Origin of the sequence: Hymenobacter ginkgonis (assembly GCF_009755225.1) — a bacterium.
GTDB lineage: Bacteria > Bacteroidota > Bacteroidia > Cytophagales > Hymenobacteraceae > Hymenobacter > Hymenobacter ginkgonis.
In genome coordinates this window covers 864,425-882,104 of record NZ_WQKZ01000003.1, presented here as the reverse complement: position 1 = coordinate 882,104, position 17,680 = coordinate 864,425, and the positions used below count along the sequence as shown (strand labels likewise).

14 protein-coding genes and 1 tRNA gene are annotated in these 17,680 nt (G+C 58.6%); 11 read left to right on the top strand and 4 right to left on the bottom strand.

The features are described 5' to 3' along the window. Positions 1 to 3 precede the first annotated feature (3 nt). From GO988_RS15040 to GO988_RS15020, 5 genes are all read left to right on the top strand, one after another. On the top strand, positions 4 to 690 hold the full coding sequence (locus tag GO988_RS15040) for a DNA-3-methyladenine glycosylase family protein (RefSeq protein ID WP_157566855.1): 687 nt from the start codon (positions 4 to 6) through the stop codon (positions 688 to 690). 132 nt (positions 691 to 822) lie between these two features. Beyond that, positions 823 to 2,397 (top strand): acyl-CoA carboxylase subunit beta, encoded by a 1,575-nt coding sequence (locus tag GO988_RS15035; protein ID WP_157566853.1) that lies wholly within the window; start codon positions 823 to 825, stop codon positions 2,395 to 2,397. A 125-nt stretch (positions 2,398 to 2,522) separates the two neighbouring features. Further along, complete coding sequence (locus GO988_RS15030; protein WP_157566851.1) at positions 2,523 to 3,593, top strand: M42 family metallopeptidase; 1,071 nt, start codon at positions 2,523 to 2,525, stop codon at positions 3,591 to 3,593. Between the two features lie 89 nt (positions 3,594 to 3,682). After that, positions 3,683 to 4,483 carry a helical backbone metal receptor gene (locus tag GO988_RS15025; protein WP_157566849.1) on the top strand — a complete coding sequence of 267 codons (801 nt, stop codon included), beginning with the start codon at positions 3,683 to 3,685 and terminating at the stop codon, positions 4,481 to 4,483. A 67-nt stretch (positions 4,484 to 4,550) separates the two neighbouring features. After that, positions 4,551 to 6,149, top strand: coding sequence for an NFACT RNA binding domain-containing protein (locus GO988_RS15020; protein ID WP_157566847.1), 1,599 nt, complete (start codon positions 4,551 to 4,553; stop codon positions 6,147 to 6,149). A 53-nt stretch (positions 6,150 to 6,202) separates the two neighbouring features. Here GO988_RS15020 and GO988_RS15015 read toward each other — a convergent pair. Then, a tRNA-Leu gene (locus GO988_RS15015) sits at positions 6,203 to 6,284 on the bottom strand. 210 nt (positions 6,285 to 6,494) lie between these two features. On the opposite strand from GO988_RS15015, the gene GO988_RS15010 reads away from it, so the two are divergent. The 3 genes from GO988_RS15010 (at position 6,495) to GO988_RS15000 (ending at position 9,519) form a co-directional block, all read left to right on the top strand. Continuing rightward, positions 6,495 to 6,959: a low affinity iron permease family protein gene (locus tag GO988_RS15010; protein WP_157566845.1), complete on the top strand. Its 465-nt coding sequence runs from the start codon at positions 6,495 to 6,497 to the stop codon at positions 6,957 to 6,959. Positions 6,960 to 7,111: 152 nt separating this feature from the next. Then, positions 7,112 to 7,897, top strand: coding sequence for a helix-turn-helix domain-containing protein (locus GO988_RS15005; protein WP_232341525.1), 786 nt, complete (start codon positions 7,112 to 7,114; stop codon positions 7,895 to 7,897). A gap of 59 nt (positions 7,898 to 7,956) precedes the next feature. Further along, complete coding sequence (locus GO988_RS15000) at positions 7,957 to 9,519, top strand: FAD-dependent monooxygenase (RefSeq protein ID WP_157566843.1); 1,563 nt, start codon at positions 7,957 to 7,959, stop codon at positions 9,517 to 9,519. Between the two features lie 207 nt (positions 9,520 to 9,726). On the opposite strand, the gene GO988_RS14995 is transcribed toward GO988_RS15000, so the two are convergent. Beyond that, on the bottom strand, positions 9,727 to 10,392 hold the full coding sequence (locus tag GO988_RS14995; RefSeq protein ID WP_232341524.1) for a Dps family protein: 666 nt from the start codon (positions 10,390 to 10,392) through the stop codon (positions 9,727 to 9,729). A 169-nt stretch (positions 10,393 to 10,561) separates the two neighbouring features. Between GO988_RS14995 and GO988_RS14990 the strand changes: the two genes are divergently transcribed. Together GO988_RS14990 and GO988_RS14985 are read left to right on the top strand one after the other, a co-directional pair. Continuing rightward, on the top strand, positions 10,562 to 11,026 hold the full coding sequence (locus GO988_RS14990) for a hypothetical protein (RefSeq protein WP_157566841.1): 465 nt from the start codon (positions 10,562 to 10,564) through the stop codon (positions 11,024 to 11,026). Positions 11,027 to 11,061: 35 nt separating this feature from the next. Next, positions 11,062 to 11,601 carry an MOSC domain-containing protein gene (locus GO988_RS14985; RefSeq protein ID WP_317164878.1) on the top strand — a complete coding sequence of 180 codons (540 nt, stop codon included), beginning with the start codon at positions 11,062 to 11,064 and terminating at the stop codon, positions 11,599 to 11,601. A gap of 252 nt (positions 11,602 to 11,853) precedes the next feature. Here the strand turns inward: GO988_RS14985 and GO988_RS14980 are convergent, their stop codons facing one another. Next, entirely contained in the window at positions 11,854 to 13,254 is a 1,401-nt protein-coding gene (locus GO988_RS14980; protein WP_157566839.1) for an RtcB family protein, read from the bottom strand. 981 nt (positions 13,255 to 14,235) lie between these two features. Continuing rightward, positions 14,236 to 15,762 carry a TROVE domain-containing protein gene (locus GO988_RS14975; protein ID WP_157566837.1) on the bottom strand — a complete coding sequence of 509 codons (1,527 nt, stop codon included), beginning with the start codon at positions 15,760 to 15,762 and terminating at the stop codon, positions 14,236 to 14,238. 759 nt (positions 15,763 to 16,521) lie between these two features. Here GO988_RS14975 and GO988_RS14970 point away from each other — a divergent pair. Then, a complete protein-coding gene (locus tag GO988_RS14970; RefSeq protein WP_157566835.1) occupies positions 16,522 to 17,544 on the top strand; it encodes a J domain-containing protein in 1,023 nt (340 codons plus the stop codon). The last annotated feature ends 136 nt before the right edge of the window (positions 17,545 to 17,680 follow it).

Sequence of the window (17,680 nt, the reverse complement as noted above, 5' to 3'; positions counted from 1 at the left end):
TTTATGCCCGATTCTTCTGCTTTAGCGGCTGCTGCTGAGCCACATTGGCACGCTGCTGGCCTGGCCCACCTCGCCCAGGCCGACCCTATTTTGGCACAGGCCATTGCCCGCGTTGCCACGCCGGTGCGGCCCGCCGCCCACGAAGACTTGTACCTGGCCCTGCTGCGTGCTATTGTCAGCCAGCAGATTTCGACCAAGGCGGCGGCAGCCATTTGGCGGCGCTTCACCGCCCTTTTTCGGCCCGATGGCTACCCCGAGCCCCGCGAGGTGCTGCGCCTTAGCGAAGACGAGCTGCGCGAGGCGGGTCTTTCGCGCCAAAAGGCTGGCTACCTCCAAGCCATTGCCGACTACCAAGAGCGCGGCCTGCTCGACTACGAGCACCTGAGCCAGCTTGATGAGGAAGCGTTTACCAAGCACCTCACTGCCATAAAGGGGGTAGGGCGCTGGACGGCCCAGATGCTTCAAATGTTTGCCCTCGACCAACCCGACGTGTTCAGCGAGGGTGACTTGGGCATCCAAAACGCCATGCGCAAGCTCTATAGCCTGGAAGAAACCGGCCGGGCGCTGCACAAGAAAATGCTGGTACTGGCTGAGCCCTGGCGCCCCTACCGCACCTTGGCCTGTAAGTACTTGTGGAAATCGCTGGACCCTACCCCCCCTATTAATGCGGACCTGGGCTGGGATAGCTGAGGTAGCGGCGGCTCGGCAAGTCAACGCGTAAAGCGGTTTTAAGCTGCCTACGCGCCTACCCGTAGAGTCCGCGCTACAGCTACCTATCTTTGGGCTTTAACAAAAAGTTACTTTTTCTCCCGCCCTACCCCGATGGCCGACCCCCACGTAGCCGCCCACCCAACCCTTTCTAAAACCGACCTGCTGGCCGCCAAGAACCAGGAAGCCCTCCTTGGCGGGGGCCAGGCTCGCATCGACGCCCAACATAAAAAAGGCAAGCTCACGGCCCGCGAACGCATTGACCTGCTAGTAGATGAAGGTTCGTTTGAGGAGATTGGCAAGTTCGTAATGCACCGCTCCAAGGACTTTGGCCTCGACAAAGAATACTACCTTGGCGATGGCGTGGTGACGGGCTACGGCACGGTGCACGGCCGTTTGGTGTACATTTTCTCGCAGGATTTTACGGTGTTTGGCGGCTCGCTGAGCGAAACCCACGCCGAGAAAATCGTCAAAATCATGGACCTGGCCATGAAAAACGGCGCCCCCGTTATCGGCCTCAACGACTCGGGCGGGGCGCGCATTCAGGAGGGGGTAGTGAGCCTCGGTGGCTACGCCGACATCTTCTATAAGAATACGCTGGCCAGCGGCGTGGTGCCGCAGCTTTCGGCCATTATGGGGCCGTGCGCAGGCGGCGCGGTGTACTCACCGGCCATTACGGACTTCATCTTGATGGTCGAAAACACCAGCTACATGTTCGTGACCGGCCCCAACGTGGTCAAAACCGTTACCCACGAAAACGTGACTAGCGAGGAGCTTGGCGGCGCCAGCACGCACAGCACCAAAAGCGGCGTCACGCACTTCACCGCCGCCAACGAGGTAGTGTGCATTCAGCAGCTCAAGCAGCTGCTGAGCTACATGCCCCAAAACTGCGAGGAAACCGCGCCCGCCCAGCCCTACCCCCTCGGCCAAGACGAAAGCCGCCCGCAGCTCGACACGCTCATTCCCGACAACGCCAACCAACCCTACGACATTCGCGAAGTTGTTGAGGGCCTGATTGATGCAGGCTCCTTTATGGAGGTGCACCAAAACTTTGCCGAGAATATTGTGGTAGGCTTTGCGCGGCTGGCTGGCCGCAGCATCGGCATTGTGGGCAACCAGCCGGCCGTGCTGGCCGGCGTGCTCGACATCAACGCCAGCACCAAAGCCGCGCGTTTCGTGCGTTTCTGCGACTCGTTTAACATTCCGCTGCTCGTGCTCGAAGACGTGCCCGGCTTCCTGCCCGGCACCGACCAAGAGTGGCGCGGCATCATCACCAACGGCGCCAAGCTGCTTTACGCGTTCTGCGAGGCCACCGTGCCGCGCATCACCGTCATTACCCGCAAAGCCTACGGCGGGGCGTATGACGTGATGAACAGCAAGCACATCGGCGCCGACCTCAACTTTGCCTGGCCCACCGCCGAAATTGCCGTGATGGGCGCCAAGGGCGCCGCCGAAATCATCTTCAAACGCGAAATTGCCCAGGCCGAAGACCCCGAAGCCAAGCTGCAAGAGAAGGTGGACGACTACCAGCAAAAGTTTGCTACCCCCTACCGCGCCGCCCACCGCGGCTTCGTCGACGAGGTAATCCTGCCTTCGCAAACTCGGCAGAAGTTAATTCGAGCTTTTAAGATGCTGGAGAATAAGGTGGATACGCTGCCGCGCAAAAAACACGGGAACATTCCGCTGTAATTCCCACTCTGTCATGCTGACGAAGGGAGCATCTTATCACGGGCTGCTTTTGTCAGAATTACCCTATACCCGAGCCTTGCGAACGTGATAAGATGCTTCGCAAACTCAGCATGACACAAGTAAAAATGCGTCCTGAATCCTTCGAGTTTCTCCAAAAATACCTTAATAACCCTTCCCCCACGGGCTTCGAAAAAGAGGGCCAAAAACTGTGGTTAGAGTATATTAAACCCTATATCGACTCGTATTTCGTCGATACCTATGGCACCGTAGTAGGCGTTATCAACCCGGATGCGCAGTACAAAGTCGTGATTGAAGCGCACGCCGACGAAATCTCGTATTTCGTAAATTACATCACCAAAGAAGGTTATCTGTACCTGCGCCGCAACGGCGGCTCCGACGCGTTGGTGGCGCCTAGCAAGCGGGTCAACATCTTCGGCGACAAGGGCATTGTGAAGGGGATTTTCGGCTGGCCGGCCATCCACGTGCGCAAAATTGAACAGGATAAGGCGCCGACTATTGAGACGATTTTTCTAGACTGCGGCGCTTCCTCGGCCGATGAAGTAGCCGAGATGGGCATTCACGTGGGCACAGTCGTGACGTTTGAGGACGAGCTTATGACCCTGAACGACAAGTACTACGTAGGCCGCGCCCTCGACAACCGAGTAGGCGGTTTCATGGTGGCCGAAGTGGCCCGCATGCTTAAAGACAATGGCCGCACGCTGCCCTTTGGCCTCTACATCGTGAATGCGGTGCAGGAAGAAATTGGCCTGCGCGGCGCCGAGATGATTGCCCACCGCATCAACCCCGACGTGGCCATCATCACTGACGTGACGCACGACAGCCAGTCGCCGATGTATGAGAAGAAAACGGCCGGCGATATTTCCTGCGGCAAAGGCCCGGTCATTACCTACGGCCCGGCCGTGCAAAACAACCTGCGCGACCTCATCATCAGTACTGCCCAAGAAACGGACATTCCGTTTCAGCGCGCCGCTGCTACCCGCGCCACCGGCACCGACACCGACGCCTTTGCCTACTCGGGCTCGGGCGTGGCGTCGGCACTTATCTCCCTACCCCTCAAGTACATGCACACCACCGTGGAGACAGTGCACAAAGATGACGTGGACAACGTAACTAAGCTCATCTACGAAACGCTGCTGCGTATCGAGGATAACCACGACTTCCGCTACTTCTCGTAGGTAGGCAAGTAAAAACAGTTCCTCATCCTCAGTTAGCGGCCGCTTGCACAACCCTCGCAAAAGCCACTAACTGAGGATGACCGTTTTATATGGATTTACCGCAGTTTCCGGCCCTACCCCTCACCGTAGCTGACCAGCTGGGGCGGCGCGTGGCCGTGCCTTTTCCGCCACAACGCATTGTTTCGCTGGTGCCCTCGCAAACCGAGCTTTTGTTTGACTTAGGGCTGGGCGAGCGCGTGGTGGGAGTAACCAAGTTTTGCCTTCATCCGGCCGGAGCCCGACAGTCGGCGGCCGTTATTGGTGGCACTAAAAACTTCGATTTTCACAAAATAGCCGCTCTAAAACCTGACTTAATCCTTGGGAATAAGGAAGAAAATTACCAGGCCGGTATCGAGCAGCTGGCCGCGCACTACCCCGTGTGGCTCAGCGATATCAGCACGCTGCCCGAAGCGCTGCAAATGATTCGGCAGGTCGGCTTTATTGCGGGTGCCAAGGCGCCAGCCGAACGCATAGCCGCCGAAATCGAGGCATCGTTTGCCGCGTTGGCTGCTACTGAACCCGTTATTTCGGTGGCTTACTTTATATGGCGCAAGCCGTATATGGTGGCCGCTGGCGGCACTTTTATTGATGATATGCTGCACCGGGCGGGCCTGCGCAACGTATTCGGCGCGCTGGGCCGCTACCCCGAAATAACGGCCGAGCAGCTGGCGGCGGCGGCACCCGCTCGCATATTGTTATCGTCGGAGCCGTATCCATTTGCGGAAAAGCATGTGACCGAATTTCGGGCTATTTGCCCAGAGGCCGCTGTGCAGCTTGTGGACGGCGAATTGTTTAGCTGGTACGGCAGCCGGCTGCGGTTGTCGGCCAGCTATTTAGCCGCCATCACCTAGCCTCCTCACTAATTTTTCCTTAGCTAGCAAGGCTTTTTCTTACGCTGGCTGCCAACGATAAACCCTGATGCACACCAATTATTATTTTTTGCGCCAACTGGCTCCGGCCCTGACGGTGCGCTTGCGCGGCTACCGCGTAGCCAGCTGTTTCTCGCAAGAAAAAGATGAGCTAGTGGTGGGTTTGCTGGATGCACTCGGGGGCGAATTTTGGCTGAAAGCGCAGCTAGGTGCCGCCTTTCCGGCGCTGGCTTTGCCCGAGAGCTTCCACCGCGCCCGCCAGAATTCCGTCGATTTGCTACCGGAGCTGCTGGGCCGCACCGTGGCGCACGTCGAGGCTTGGCCGCAGGACCGGGTACTGCAATTCACATTTGTGGAAGACAACGCTACCCTGGCGTTTAAGCTGTACGGGCCGCGCCCGAACGCTATTTTTCGCCCTACCCCCTCGGCCCCGGCCCAGCTCTTTCACCAGCGCTACGCGGCCGATGCCACGCTGCTGCCTAGCCCGGCTCCTACCCCCCCAGCCACGGCCGAGGCCGGTAGGGCTGAGGTAATGCCATCGGGTAAGTTGCCGCCGGCCCTAAGCGATTTGCCGGGCCGCTTCCTGCGCGAGCAGCGCGGCTACGACCCGGCCCCGCTGGCCCAGAAGCAGCTGCTAGTGGCCGAGTTGCTGCGTGAGTTGGAGAGCCCTGCGCACTATTACATTATTTATCTTGATGGCCGCACGCGCCTCAGCCTCGTGCCGCTGGGAGCGGTACTCGAGACCCTGCCCGGCACCGACCCCATCGCGGCGTTGCGGCGCTTTGTGCCGCAGGCGTTGGCACGGCGGGCCCTCGAAACCGAGCGCCGCCAGTTGCGCCAGCTACTAGAGCGCCGCGCCGAAGAAGCCGCCACCAGTGCCCAGTTGGCCAGCCAGCGCCTGCACGCATTGGCTCATGAGGCCGGCTACCGCCACCGCGCCGACCTCATTATGGCTAACCTGCACACCATTGCGCCGGGCGCGACGGAGCTGGAGGTGGTGGATTTTTATACAAATGAGCCTACAACCCTCAAACTCAAACCGCTCGAAAAGCCCCAGCGCACCGCCGAAAACCTATATCGCAAGGCCAAAAACCAGCAGATTGAAGAAAAGCAGCTCCAAACCCGCATTGCGCGCCGCGAAACCGAGGCCTTGCAAGCCCTAGAGCAGCTAGAAGAACTGGAAACCCAACCCGCCCTACAAGAGCTGCGCGGCTTGCGCACTTGGCGCAAACAGCACGGCCTCGACCCGGCCGCTACCCCCGCCAAAGCGGCCAACGAGTTGCCCTTCAAAGTCTTTGAAGACCACGGCTTCACCATTCTGGTGGGTCGTAATGCTCAGAATAACGACCTGCTAACCCAGAAGTACGCTCATAAAGAGGATTTGTGGCTGCACGCCAAAGACGTGACGGGCTCGCACGTCGTTATCCGGCACCGGGCGGGGCAGCCAGTGCCCGAGCCGGTGGTGGAGCGGGCCGCCCAGCTGGCGGGCTGGTATTCGCGCCGCCAGCACGACTCCTTATGCCCCGTAACGGTGACGCCCAAGAAGTTTGTGCGCAAGCCCAAGGGCGCCCTACCCGGCCAGGTGGTAGTCGAGCGCGAGCGCGTAGTGCTTGTAGTGCCCGGCAACCCTTTTGAGCATACTCAATAGCCGTAGCAGTGCACAAAAAAAGCCCGCTTCACAGCGGGCTTTTTCGTTTTGCGTGCGCGCGGGGAGATTCGAACTCCCACACCCGAAGGCACCACCCCCTCAAGATGGCGTGTCTACCAGTTTCACCACGTGCGCAAAAGGCAATCGGTAACCAGACTCCGGCGTTTGGCCGGCTTCGCTGAGGCGGCGAAGTGCTGCAAAGGTACTACCCTGGTGGGTTTTTCTGCAACTAACGCCGCGGGTTTTGCCGCAAAAAATGGGGCTTCAGCCTAGGTTCACTACTTTAAGTCTTATTTGGCAGAATATTAGCTAGGCGTAAGGCCTGCTTTTTAGGCGCACTTTTTTATGTCTGACTCCTCGCACTCCAGCAAAAATTCGTTTTTTGGACGCTTTGCCGAGCAAATAACCAAGTATTCGGGCAGCACCGCCGTGTTTGTGGGGGCGGTAGCGCTCGTGCTACTGTGGGCCATGGTAGGGCCCATTTTCCACTATTCTGAAACCTGGCAGTTGGTTATTAATACTAGCACTACCATCATCACTTTCCTGATGGTGTTCCTAATTCAGCGGGCGCAGAACAAGGATTCGCTGGTGCTGCACCTCAAACTCAACGAATTGATTGCGGCTACTAAGGGCGCCAGCAATCGCCTCATCAACGCGCAGGACTTTTCAGAAGAGGAAATCCGGCTTATTCACCAATTTTACTGCCTATTGGCCGATAAGGCGAAGGCCGACAACGACTTGGGCGAAACCCACTCGATAGAAGAAGCCGAGGACAACCACCACGAGAAGCTGGCGGCTCACCGCGAGTAACTCTGCCATAAGCTCCTCAAACCGGACAGTTCTGGTGGGGTCTGTTAGCCTAACCAAGAGCCTGAAATGCACGCATTGCTGCTTCATCGCTACGTTTAACGATGGAAGCGGCCCCGGCCTTTGAGCAGTAGTATACTAGGCTATCTTTCAGCATGAAGCATCAGGAATTTGACCCACCGGAAGAGCTACGGGAGGCTATCAAGTGCTTTTGGCACATCAGCCGAGACTTCGGAGAAACACCCGCGCGTTTTGAGGTAGTGCCGGATGGCTACGCGGAAATTATTTTTCATTTTGGCAGTGGGTGTAGCCTACTCTATGCGGGAGCTTTGCAGCCCTTACCCTCCCCGTTTCTGACGGGCCTACTCAACCAGCCGGTTCATTTTTACACGGAAAATCGGTTAGAGATACTAGGTGTCCGCTGCTTTCCCTGGACCGTATTCGAGTTGCTTGGTCTGCCGCCCAGTAAAGACGGCGTGCGCATCTTTGAGCATCCCATCGCCCAGTTGCAAGCCGCGCTGGCTGAGTCGATTCAGGCGGGCCAGGTAGCGGAAGCACTAACTCAGGTAACACAGTATTTTTTGAGTGCCCGGTCGCGGATGGCCAATGACCGGTTGCTACTTCGAGCGGGCGGGGCGATGCGGGAAGCCAACGGCACCCTGCCAGTAAGCCAGGTAGCGGCGGCGGCGCATGCCACCATCCGGACCCTAGAACGGAAGTTCAAACAAGCAGCGGGCTATACCGTGAAGGACGTGTCGGGGCTGATGCGCTTTGAGCAGGTACGCAACCAGCTGTGGCTTCAGCCGAATGCCAACCTGGCCGGCTTAGCGCAGGAGTTGCGCTACACGGACCAGGCCCACCTAAGCCGGGAATTTAAGCGGTACAGCGGTACGACGCCCGCGGCATTCGCCCGCGAGCAAAAAAAGGGAAACAGGTTGTAGACAACGATTTTGTCGTGTTTGTACAAACCTAGCGCGAGCACTTTCCAGAACTTTGTGGCATGAAAGCTACCCTGGAAAGCAAAGACTCTACCCAACATCCGGTTACCTATGATGTCATCATTTCCGGCGCGGGGCCGGTAGGCCTGTTCCTCGCCTGTGAGCTAGCTTTAGCTAGCTGTGCCGTTCTGCTGTTGGAAAAGGCAGAAAATCCGCAGTCGCCCTTGAAGCGACTTCCATTCGGGATACGCGGGCTTAATGCGCTTTCTATCGAAGCGCTGGACCGCCGGGGGCTGCTGCAAGAGCTTGAGTTGCACAAGCGCTTTAAAAATCCTCATCAAAATGCCGGGCAAGGGGCACGTCGGCAGGTTGGGCATTTTGCCGGCATTCCCTTTCAGGAGGGTGATATAGACGCTTCCCAGTGGAAGTATCGCCTGCCAAGCTCAACCGATACCAGTTTGATGTCTGAGCTCGAGGAGTTGGAAGCCGTGCTCACTCGCCGCGCCAAAGCCCTGGGGGTAGCCATTGAGCGCGGGCTGGCCATTACAGATTTTCAACAAACGGAGGATAGAGTAACCGTTCAAGCAGGTAGCCAATCTGTTGAGGGCAAATGGCTCGTGGGGTGCGATGGCAGCCGGAGTGTGGTACGCAAGGTGGGCGGGTTTGAATTTGCCGGGACGGAGCCAGAATTTACCGGCTACACAACTAAAGTGGACATCGCCGACCCCGAAAAGCTTAAGCCAGGCCGTAACCTGACGTCAACCGGAATGTACTTGCAGTCGCAGCCCGGCTACATCATACTCCAGGATTTTGATGGCGGGGCGTTTCACACTTCCGGAAAGCCCATCACGCGCGAACGCGTACAGGAAGTGCTACGCCGCATTTCGGGCACCGATGTGACTATCAGCGCCCTGCATACGGCAACCACGTGGACGGACCGCGCCCGGCAAGCCACTACCTACCGCAACGGCCGGGTACTGCTGGCCGGCGATGCCGCGCACATTCATTCGCCGCTGGGTGGCCAAGGGCTTAACCTTGGGCTGGGCGATGCGATGAACTTAGGCTGGAAGCTCGCCGCCACCATCCAGGGGCAAGCGCCGATAGGTTTGCTGGACAGTTATTATACCGAACGCTACCCCGTTGGGGCACAAGTCCTGGATTGGTCACGCGCCCAGGTTGCCCTTATGAGCCCAAGCCCCCAGAGCCGCGCGCTACAGGCGATTTTCCGCGACTTGATGAATACGCGCGATGGGGCCACCTATGTGGCCGGGCGGGTATGGGGCATTTTCACGCATTACCACCTCGGGGGCGACCACCCGCTGGTAGGCTACAGCGTTCCCAACTTTGAGCTTGAAGACGGCACGAAGATGAGCGAACTCATGCGCGCTGGCCAAGGCATACTGCTTGATTTTGCTAGCAACCCAGCCCTGAAAACCTGGGTAAGTGCTTATAGCGACCGAATTAAGTATGTGGCGGGCCGGGCAAAAGAGCAATTAAGCTTACGCGCGGCACTGATACGCCCTGATGGGTTTGTTGCTTGGGCTGCTGACAGCGACCTAGACTGCAACGCACTTGAACAAGCTGCCGCTCGCTGGTTTGTTAGCGATTCGGGGTTTGAGCACTAACAAAGTAGAAGGCCGGCGTAGTGCTGCTGTAGCAGCTCGGTAATTTTCGCGCTTCCTAACTTGCGAGCGTAGCCCTACCCTACCCAAGCGAATCCGCAGCTAGACTGTCTATTTTTGGGGAAGTAGCACCCTCCTACCCCCTACTACGCAACAAAGCCTGGCCAGTAGTGGCCAGGCTTTGTTGCGTAGTAGGGGGTAGGAGGGTGCTTACTGGGCGCGGAGGAGAGGCGCATCTACCAAGTGCTCGGAAACGAACCATACTTCCTGTTCGTTTTCACGCATTACATCACTCACGGCCAAGTCATTGGTGCCATCATCACCGGTATCGGCAGCGCGCTTGGCAATATCGTGGCACTGCTTGAGAATAATTTGGTGGGCTTGCAGCAGGCGCGAAATCATCACGGGTACTTCTTCGCGGTCGCGGGGCGCACGTGGAATGCTCGTCATCTCGGCCACGTCGAAAGCCAGCGCTACCGTTACCCCACCCAGCATCTGAATGCGTTCGGCAATGGTATCAACTAGCTCCGACTGCTTCTCGTAGTGCGCATCGAACAACAAATGCAGCTGGTAAAAGGTAGGACCCATTACCTGCCAATGGCTCTTTTTATACAGGTCGCGCAGCACCATAGTATCGGCCAGCAACTGGTTGAGCATGTTCACGCTATCGAGGCGTACTTCGTCGGTCAAGACTACGGGCAGGCGCTGGCTCACGGTGCCAAAGCGCTGGATGGGCTCAGGAGCCTTGAGCTGCTGGTTGAGCAGCGGCTGAACATTCACCGCAGCGTTAGTTTGGGGAAGGCCGGCACCTTCCATTTTGGTAACGCCCTTTTCGGCCGTTTTAGTGGCGGTTTTGGGGGAGGCTTTCGTAGCCATAAGAAAAGAAAAAGAAGTGTAGAAAAACGACGGCAGGAGTGAGCCGAATGGCCCAGGCTGCGTATCTGTACGCAAAGTGAGGTAGCGGGTTGAGTCGGTACTACTTTTGAATCCGTTATTTTCTGGCGGTGAAAGCGCATTTTGAAAGCTTTCCTGCTTCTTTATTTGTATGAACCAAGCCCACTGGCACCTTCTGTTTAATCATGCGCCCATTTTCGGGGCGCTCGTGGGGCTCTTACTCTTGCTAGCAGGCCAGCTTCGGCGGCAAGCGGCTATTATAGAGGCCGGGCTGTGGGCGCTGGTGGTGGCCGTGGCCGTGGGCCTGCCGGCGCAACTCACGGGGCCCGGCGCGGCCCGGGTAGTGAAGGATATGCCCCGGGTAAGCCAAGCTCTTATTCATAACCATGCCGACGCGGCCCGGCTGGGTTACTACGTGCTGGTAGGCACCGGCACACTGGCTTTGTTGAGCCTGCAATTACTGCGGCAGCGCTCGGCCCGCGCCGGGCTGCTGGTGTGGCTCACGCTGGCCGGGGCGGCGGGCAGCTTTGGGCTGCTGGCGCGCGCTGGCAACCTGGGTGGGCAAATTAGCCACCCCGAAATCCGGGAGGGCTACGGCACCCCCGACGAGCTGTAAGCGGCCACTATTCATCATTAACTAAAAATCAAAGCGTGGCATTTCCTTTTTTTGGCGACAGCAAATCAACCATCGCGCAGCTATTGGCTACCCTCCCTCAACAGGGCAAGCTCGAATGGATAGGCCTGCGACCTGCCCGGCGTGCCGAGTTGCTGGCCGTGCCTGAGGCCGAGGTACTTACCGACTCGCGCCTGGCCGGCGACCACGCCAGCCCCAAATCCGGCGGCAAGCGGCAGCTCACCCTCGTGCAGCACGAGCACTTGGCAGCGGTAGCGGGCTTTCTGGGGCTCGATGGGCCAGTAGCGCCCGGCCGCCTACGGCGCAACCTAGTAGTAAGTGGCCTCAACTTGCTGGCGCTCAAAGGCCGGCAAGTACAAATTGGCGAATCGGTGGTGCTCGACATCACTGGCGAGTGCCACCCGTGCTCACGCATGGAGGAAGAATTGGGCCCTGGCGGCTACAACGCCATGCGCGGCCACGGCGGCCTCACGGCGCACATTGCGCAAGGCGGCACCATTCGGGTGGGCGACGCGGTGCGGGTGCTCCCTACCCCCACCGAAATCGCCAAGGCATAAAAAAACCCTCCGCCAAAGGCAAAGGGCTTTCCACACTATGAAAACACGGCTCTCATGAGCCTGCCTTTTTTACGAAATTGGCCGGTAGACTGGATTTAGCCCAGCCGAACAAATTTTTAAGCCAGCTATTTTGCATTTCTATAAGATACTACTGGCCTGATGATTATATTCTAAAAAAGCTTTTTCAAGATTCAGAAATATTCTGAACTACGTACTAAAAACGTTTCCTGCAATCTGGCTGACTACCCGGAACTACGCGCCGTCCATCCGCACGATTTTGGGCGTAAAGGAACCTAGCACATCCACTAATTCCTGCTGGCTAGCCATCACGGTGCGGATGTCTTTGTAGGCCATCGGCGCTTCGTCGAGGCCGCCCCCGATGAGCTCGATGCCGTGCGCGGCCAAGTGGCGACGCACGTCGGCTTCGCCAATTTCGGCCTTGGCACGGGTGCGCGACATAAGCCGGCCCGCCCCGTGCGAGGCCGACGACAGCGAAGCCGTTACCCCCCTACCCCGCACTATAAAGCCCGGCGCCGTCATCGAGCCCGGAATGATGCCGAGCACGCCCAGGCCCGCTGGTGTGGCGCCCTTGCGGTGCGTGATAACCTCGCGGCCATCGGCTAGGCGCTCCTTCCAGGCAAAGTTGTGGTGGTTTTCAACCTTCGCCAAGGGCTTCTCGCCCAAGGCTTTGGCCAAGCGCCGGTGAATTTGTTCGTGGCAAGCCGAGGCGTAGTCACCGGCCAAGGTCATGGCGGCCCAATACTCTTGGCCGGCCTCGGTGTCGAGGCCCAGCCAGGCAAGGTGGGCAGCTTCGGCAGGCAGTTTGCACACGTCCTTAGCCAGGCCGGTGTAGTGCTGCGCCACGCTAGCACCCAGGCCCCGCGAGCCCGAGTGCGATAGCACGCCTACGTACTGGCCGGGGGGTAGGCCCAGGTCGTTGGTCGGGTCGGTGATGTCGACTAGGCCGAATTCCACAAAGTGGTTGCCGGAGCCCGACGTACCAATTTGCTCATAAGCCGCAGCGTGCTTGTTTTTCAAGAACGGCACCGCCTGAAACTCGTCGCGGTCGAGCACGGCGTGGTCGAGGCGTTGCCCGCGCTCCCAGCCCCGGCCACTGCCGAAGCGGGTATTGTCAAGCAAGATTTTGCGGAGTTCCTGGGTGCGCTGGCCCAGGTATTTGGCGGGTAAGTCAAACACCGACAAGGCCATACGGCAGCCGATATCCACCCCCACCGCGTAGGGAATCACCGCGTTGTCGGTGGCCAGCACCCCGCCGATGGGCAGGCCATAGCCAAAGTGAGCGTCGGGCATGAGCGCGCCGGCCACGGTTACGGGTAGTTTCATGGCCGTTTCCATTTGGTGGATGGCGCCCTGCTCGATGTGCTCGGCGCCGAAAGTGGCGTACTCCTTGCGGGCGACCAGGTTGATGTGGCGCGAGGGAGGGGGTAGCAACGCCCCGGCCACGTGGCTCCAGGCCAGGTCGGTGAGGAAGTTGCCAGGGTTAGCCAGAATCGTTTTTAGCAATTCCAGCTGGTCGGTTTGTGAGAGGCGTTTGAATTCTTTGCGCTGTAACTGCGCCAGCGCCAGCCCAATAGCGCGGCCTTCGGGAAAACCGAGTTGCCGCAAGTCGTTGCCTCGTAGTTGTGAAGCCATTTGTTTTAGTGGTTAATTATCAATGTGTAGCACTTGCCAAGCGACAATTAATTTTTAACCGTCGCTTAGCAAAGCCCTAAAAACACCGGAGCAATGAGCGGCCTGCGCAACGGGCCCAGCGGGCCCGACGGGACAGGTCGGAGTAGCGCAAGCCTACGGCATCCGGCGTAAAAAAGCAGGTGAAAAAAGGCGAAAATCGACCAACCGTTTTGGCGTTTTCAGAACGAAGTAAGGCTGCACTACGGCACCTCTTCCACCTGGGCAATAAACTGTTTGGGGCAACAAGCGCCCGGCCTTCATATCCTGCTCTACCAGCTGAGCTACAGCCACTACCGCAGTAGCAGCCAGCAGGATTCGAACCCGCGACCTGGGCAATCGAAATGCGAAGTATGGCCGGGCTACGGCACCCAAACAGCCAAAATAAGTAGCGGGGCAACGAGCGACGGGCCTGTTATAGATAAGCGCGTCTACCAGTTTCGCCACCCGGCGCACGCGCCGGGGTAGGGCTCGAACCTACACTTCCTTGCGGAAACAAATTGCGAAGTATGGCCCGCCTACGGCACCCGCTAAGTACCCTTATGCAGTAAATATTTCCTACCAAAAATTCAGAGCGACAAGCAGTTGGCGTATTCGCCACGCCCGAAGCGGCGGCGATGGGATTCGAACCCTGCGGCTTGCGCCGACCACCACGAAGTAACGCCGACCTAACGGCACCTGAAAAGGAAGGAGGGGGACTGGTTTGGAACGGTCCGCCAGAGCACTTGCGCCCCGGCGGAGAGCCGTTCCGGCCAGCGGCTGCCATTAAGGGGTCAGCCGTTTGCCTAAGTCGTGAAGCATAAAAATGATTCGTTTAAAGAGTGTGCAATTATTCGGCCAATTTCACTTAAACCGCAGATTAATTAGAACTTTATGGGGCGCCGCGACCCGGAAGTGACGCCGCTTTTCTGGTATATATCACTTCCGGTGCAGCTTTTGAAAGAATTAAAAGTCCATCTTTTCGATTTCGGTCAGGGCATTGCCACCGTTTTCTAATGCCGCCAGCACGTCGAATATTTTATCCGACCAGCCAGCGATAAGGGCTACCCCCTGCTCGGCGCGTACGTCGAGCGGAGCCAAGCCGTGGCCAGCTAGGTCGAAGAGATAGAGGCGGGCTTGGGGCGCCACGTGGGCACGGTAGGCGGCCCATTCCTGGGCCAGGGTATTGTCCCGGCCGGTGCTATCCCAGAGCTGGCAGTCGGTGAAAATCATCACCTTATCGACCACTTCCCGGCGCTGGCGCAGGTCCTGTATTACCAGGTGGCCGTTGGTAGCGTAACCTACCTCTCCCTCACGGCGGTACAGTTCCTGCACGTTGCGCAGCACCTGGCCCTGGGGTAGGGCCACGCGCTTCCAGGTAGCGCCAAACATGCCAGTGACCACATGCTGGCAGCGGCTTTGCAGCAGCATAGCCAGCACCAAGCCCACGTCGTAGAGCAGCACTTTGCTGCGCGGCGAAATAGGCTGCTGCATCGAGCCCGACACGTCGCAAGCGAGGACCACGCGGGTTGCGGGGCCGAAGCCGCGCAGGTTGGCCGCACTGCCGACAATGGCGGCTTCGAGGGCTGCCAGCAGTGGAGCGGCAGCGCCCATGTTCAGAGCCAATACCTCGCGGTAAGCGGCCAGGAACCGGAAGGGTAGCTGCCGGGCCCGGGCTACTTGGCCGGGGTCGGCGAGGGTAGCGCAGGCTTGGGCGATGGTGGCGCCGCTTACGTTGGCTTCCAGTAAGTTGCGCAAGTTGCGCAACAGGGCCATGTAACCTAGGCGGCGGCTAGCCACCAACGTTTCCCAGGTGTGGGCCACAGCGGCTTGGCGCTCGGCTGGCGTAGCATGGGCCACTTGGCCAGCCGCCGACAGCTCGGTTTCCCAGGTGTAGGGCACTGGCAGCGTGCCCGCCACAAGTTGGTCGAACACCGCTTGCTGGGCCTCGTCTTTGGGGCGGGGGTGCACCAAAAACAACGCATCGCGCAGGCGCACGGCTGCCCCGTTGCGGTCGTATTTAGCCAGCTGGTAGGCATCGAAGCGGTTGAAAGACAGGGCCAAGCCGCGCTGCACCTGCTTCGAGAGGCGGCCCAGCGTTTTGGGGCCAGTGCGGGCGTTGGCCTGGGCATAGCAGGCCAGTAGCTCGGGGATTTCGTCGGCGCGCTGCACCACCCGCGCCACCAGGCGGCTCACTAGGTTGTCGCCCTGGTGAATACGCGCTAGCTCTACGGCCAGTACCAGCGGCACCGAGCGCAGGTATAGCTGCTCGCGGGCGTATACCGCCAGTTGCGCCACAAATAGCGGTTCATTCTGGGCTACCAATTCGCGCAGCCGCGCCAAACGCGTGTCGGCCGCTTCGTAAAATTGGTCGCTTAGGGCGGCCGTGGCTACCGCCGCGTACAGCGCCAAGGCCGGCGTGAGGGGGTAGGCCGGTGCGCCTTCGTGATTGCGCTTGGGAGTGGCCGCCCGAAATTTAAAATTGAAACGCATGGCAACTAGTAGTATCGGGTGAGAAATAGGCAGAATTGATTAATAAGTAATTAATTCCAATTAGCATTGGACGTAATTCTTCCTTGCGAATAAAAGCATTTTTTATTCGTTAATTAAGCAACAAAAAAAGCCCAGCTTATAGAGGCCGGGCTTTAACTGCTGCGTATGCTATTCGGTAATTACCGGTAGCTATACCGCAAAGAAAAAGCACGACTATGCCGCTTCAGCCGGCCACTCGTGGGCTGGCCGCTAGGCTGCTGCAACGGATAAGTGGGGCGGATAAAGGACATCGGGTGAGGTTTGTAAACAGTTGACTACCTGAATAACAACAAAAAACCCGAGCTTTACTGGCTCGGGCGGTGACAGTTTTAGCGAAGGCTAAAATCAGGCAAACGTACCAAGCCGCGGCAGCCTTTCGGGCTGCATCTTATCCGAAATATGGAAACTTAGTAAGCGGCGGTACATGGTGTTGGGGGTTTAGTACGACAAAGGTGAGACAATATTTTTAATTGCACAACTATTTGCGAAATAATTTTTTAATTAATTTCAATTAATTATTTCGTAACCTATTTGGCAAAAGTTTGAGCTAATTAATATTCGCTATTTCTTTCTACTATTTAAAGCATTTCTATCATCGGCTAGCGAACAACAAACTGCTTTGTATTTCCAGCGCTGCACCCCGAACTGCGAAATACGCATAGCCCGGCTAGGTAGCGTCCGATAGGATGCGGGTTTCCTTACCCAGTACCTTTGTGGCCAGTGGCTGACTCTTCCCTACCCTTACGCCAAACGCTGCCCGTGCGCGCGTCGGCGGCCCCAGTTGGTACACCAGCGCAGCAGGCGTTTCGCCAAGCTATTCAGGCCGTAGAAGACTTGCGTACGCAGCTGCAAGCATTGCGTGCGGCCCAGGCGGCGGCCCGCCAAACCTACTGGCAGCAAGTAGGACCCGTGGCCGCAGCAACTGTAGCCGCGCGCCGCGCCTTATACGAACCCCTGGAAGTGGCCCTCACGAGCGGCTACCTCAGCCGCGCCGAGGAGCAGCAAGTGACGATGCTGCTCGTGCACAATGCGCGCAGCCTGCACGAGCGTTTTGGTGAGGACGAAGCTGAGGTCTTGGCGCGCTATGCGGCCGACGCGGAGCCCACCCCTACCCCCCCCGTAACGCCCCAGGCCTCGCCAGCGGCCGACATGCGAACCGAGGCCCCAACTGAACAGCCCCACGAGCGGGCCGCCGCCGAGGCGCGCGCCCGCCGCCAGCAACGCGCGCAGCAGGTGCGCGAAGCCAAGGCCCGCGCTGCCGATACCGAGGGCCAAGCGTTGCTGCAAAACACCAAGGCCGCTTACCGCCAGCTGGCGCGGCTGCACCACCCCGACCGCGCGGCCCAAGCCGACGTGGCTACCCAGCAGTTACAAACAGAACTGATGCAGCGCATTACGGCGGCCTACGCGGCCGGCGACTTGGCTGCGCTCCTCTCACTGCTCGCTACCGAGGATGGCCCTACCCCCACTGCCGAAGCGGAGGAGCTGCTGCAACGCTACACGCAGGCGTTGGCCCAGCAGCAGGCCCAGTTGGGGCAACAACTGGCCGCCGCCCAGCGCCCGGTAGAAAATGCCCCCTGGAGCGGCACCGAAAAGCAACAAAAAGCCCGTTTGCGTCAGTTAAAGCGCGACTTACGCGCCGAAACCGACTACCTCGTGTTGCTGCTGCGCGAACTGCGCGAGCCGACGGGCCTGCGGGGTCTATTGCGCGAGCTAGCCAGCCGCGGGCAGGCAGGATTTTAAATTCCAGCTACAAGCGCGTAGCGAAGCAATATTTTGTGTCTCCTCATGGGTCTTTTTCCACTCGCAGCGCGCCCAAATGAAAGCCGTTGGCTTACTAAAAAAGCCCTTGGCGCTAAGTTGCGCCAGGGGCTTTTTG

Coding starts and splice junctions, on each gene's coding strand:
- GO988_RS14980 (WP_157566839.1), bottom strand. CDS start 13,254: ATGGCTTCACAACTACGAGGCAACGACTTGCGGCAACTCGGTTTTCCC.
- GO988_RS15020 (WP_157566847.1), top strand. CDS start 4,551: ATGCACACCAATTATTATTTTTTGCGCCAACTGGCTCCGGCCCTGACG.
- GO988_RS14975 (WP_157566837.1), bottom strand. CDS start 15,762: ATGCGTTTCAATTTTAAATTTCGGGCGGCCACTCCCAAGCGCAATCAC.
- GO988_RS14995 (WP_232341524.1), bottom strand. CDS start 10,392: ATGGCTACGAAAGCCTCCCCCAAAACCGCCACTAAAACGGCCGAAAAG.
- GO988_RS15025 (WP_157566849.1), top strand. CDS start 3,683: ATGGATTTACCGCAGTTTCCGGCCCTACCCCTCACCGTAGCTGACCAG.
- GO988_RS15000 (WP_157566843.1), top strand. CDS start 7,957: ATGAAAGCTACCCTGGAAAGCAAAGACTCTACCCAACATCCGGTTACC.
- GO988_RS15040 (WP_157566855.1), top strand. CDS start 4: ATGCCCGATTCTTCTGCTTTAGCGGCTGCTGCTGAGCCACATTGGCAC.
- GO988_RS15010 (WP_157566845.1), top strand. CDS start 6,495: ATGTCTGACTCCTCGCACTCCAGCAAAAATTCGTTTTTTGGACGCTTT.
- GO988_RS15005 (WP_232341525.1), top strand. CDS start 7,112: ATGAAGCATCAGGAATTTGACCCACCGGAAGAGCTACGGGAGGCTATC.
- GO988_RS15030 (WP_157566851.1), top strand. CDS start 2,523: ATGCGTCCTGAATCCTTCGAGTTTCTCCAAAAATACCTTAATAACCCT.
- GO988_RS14990 (WP_157566841.1), top strand. CDS start 10,562: ATGAACCAAGCCCACTGGCACCTTCTGTTTAATCATGCGCCCATTTTC.
- GO988_RS15035 (WP_157566853.1), top strand. CDS start 823: ATGGCCGACCCCCACGTAGCCGCCCACCCAACCCTTTCTAAAACCGAC.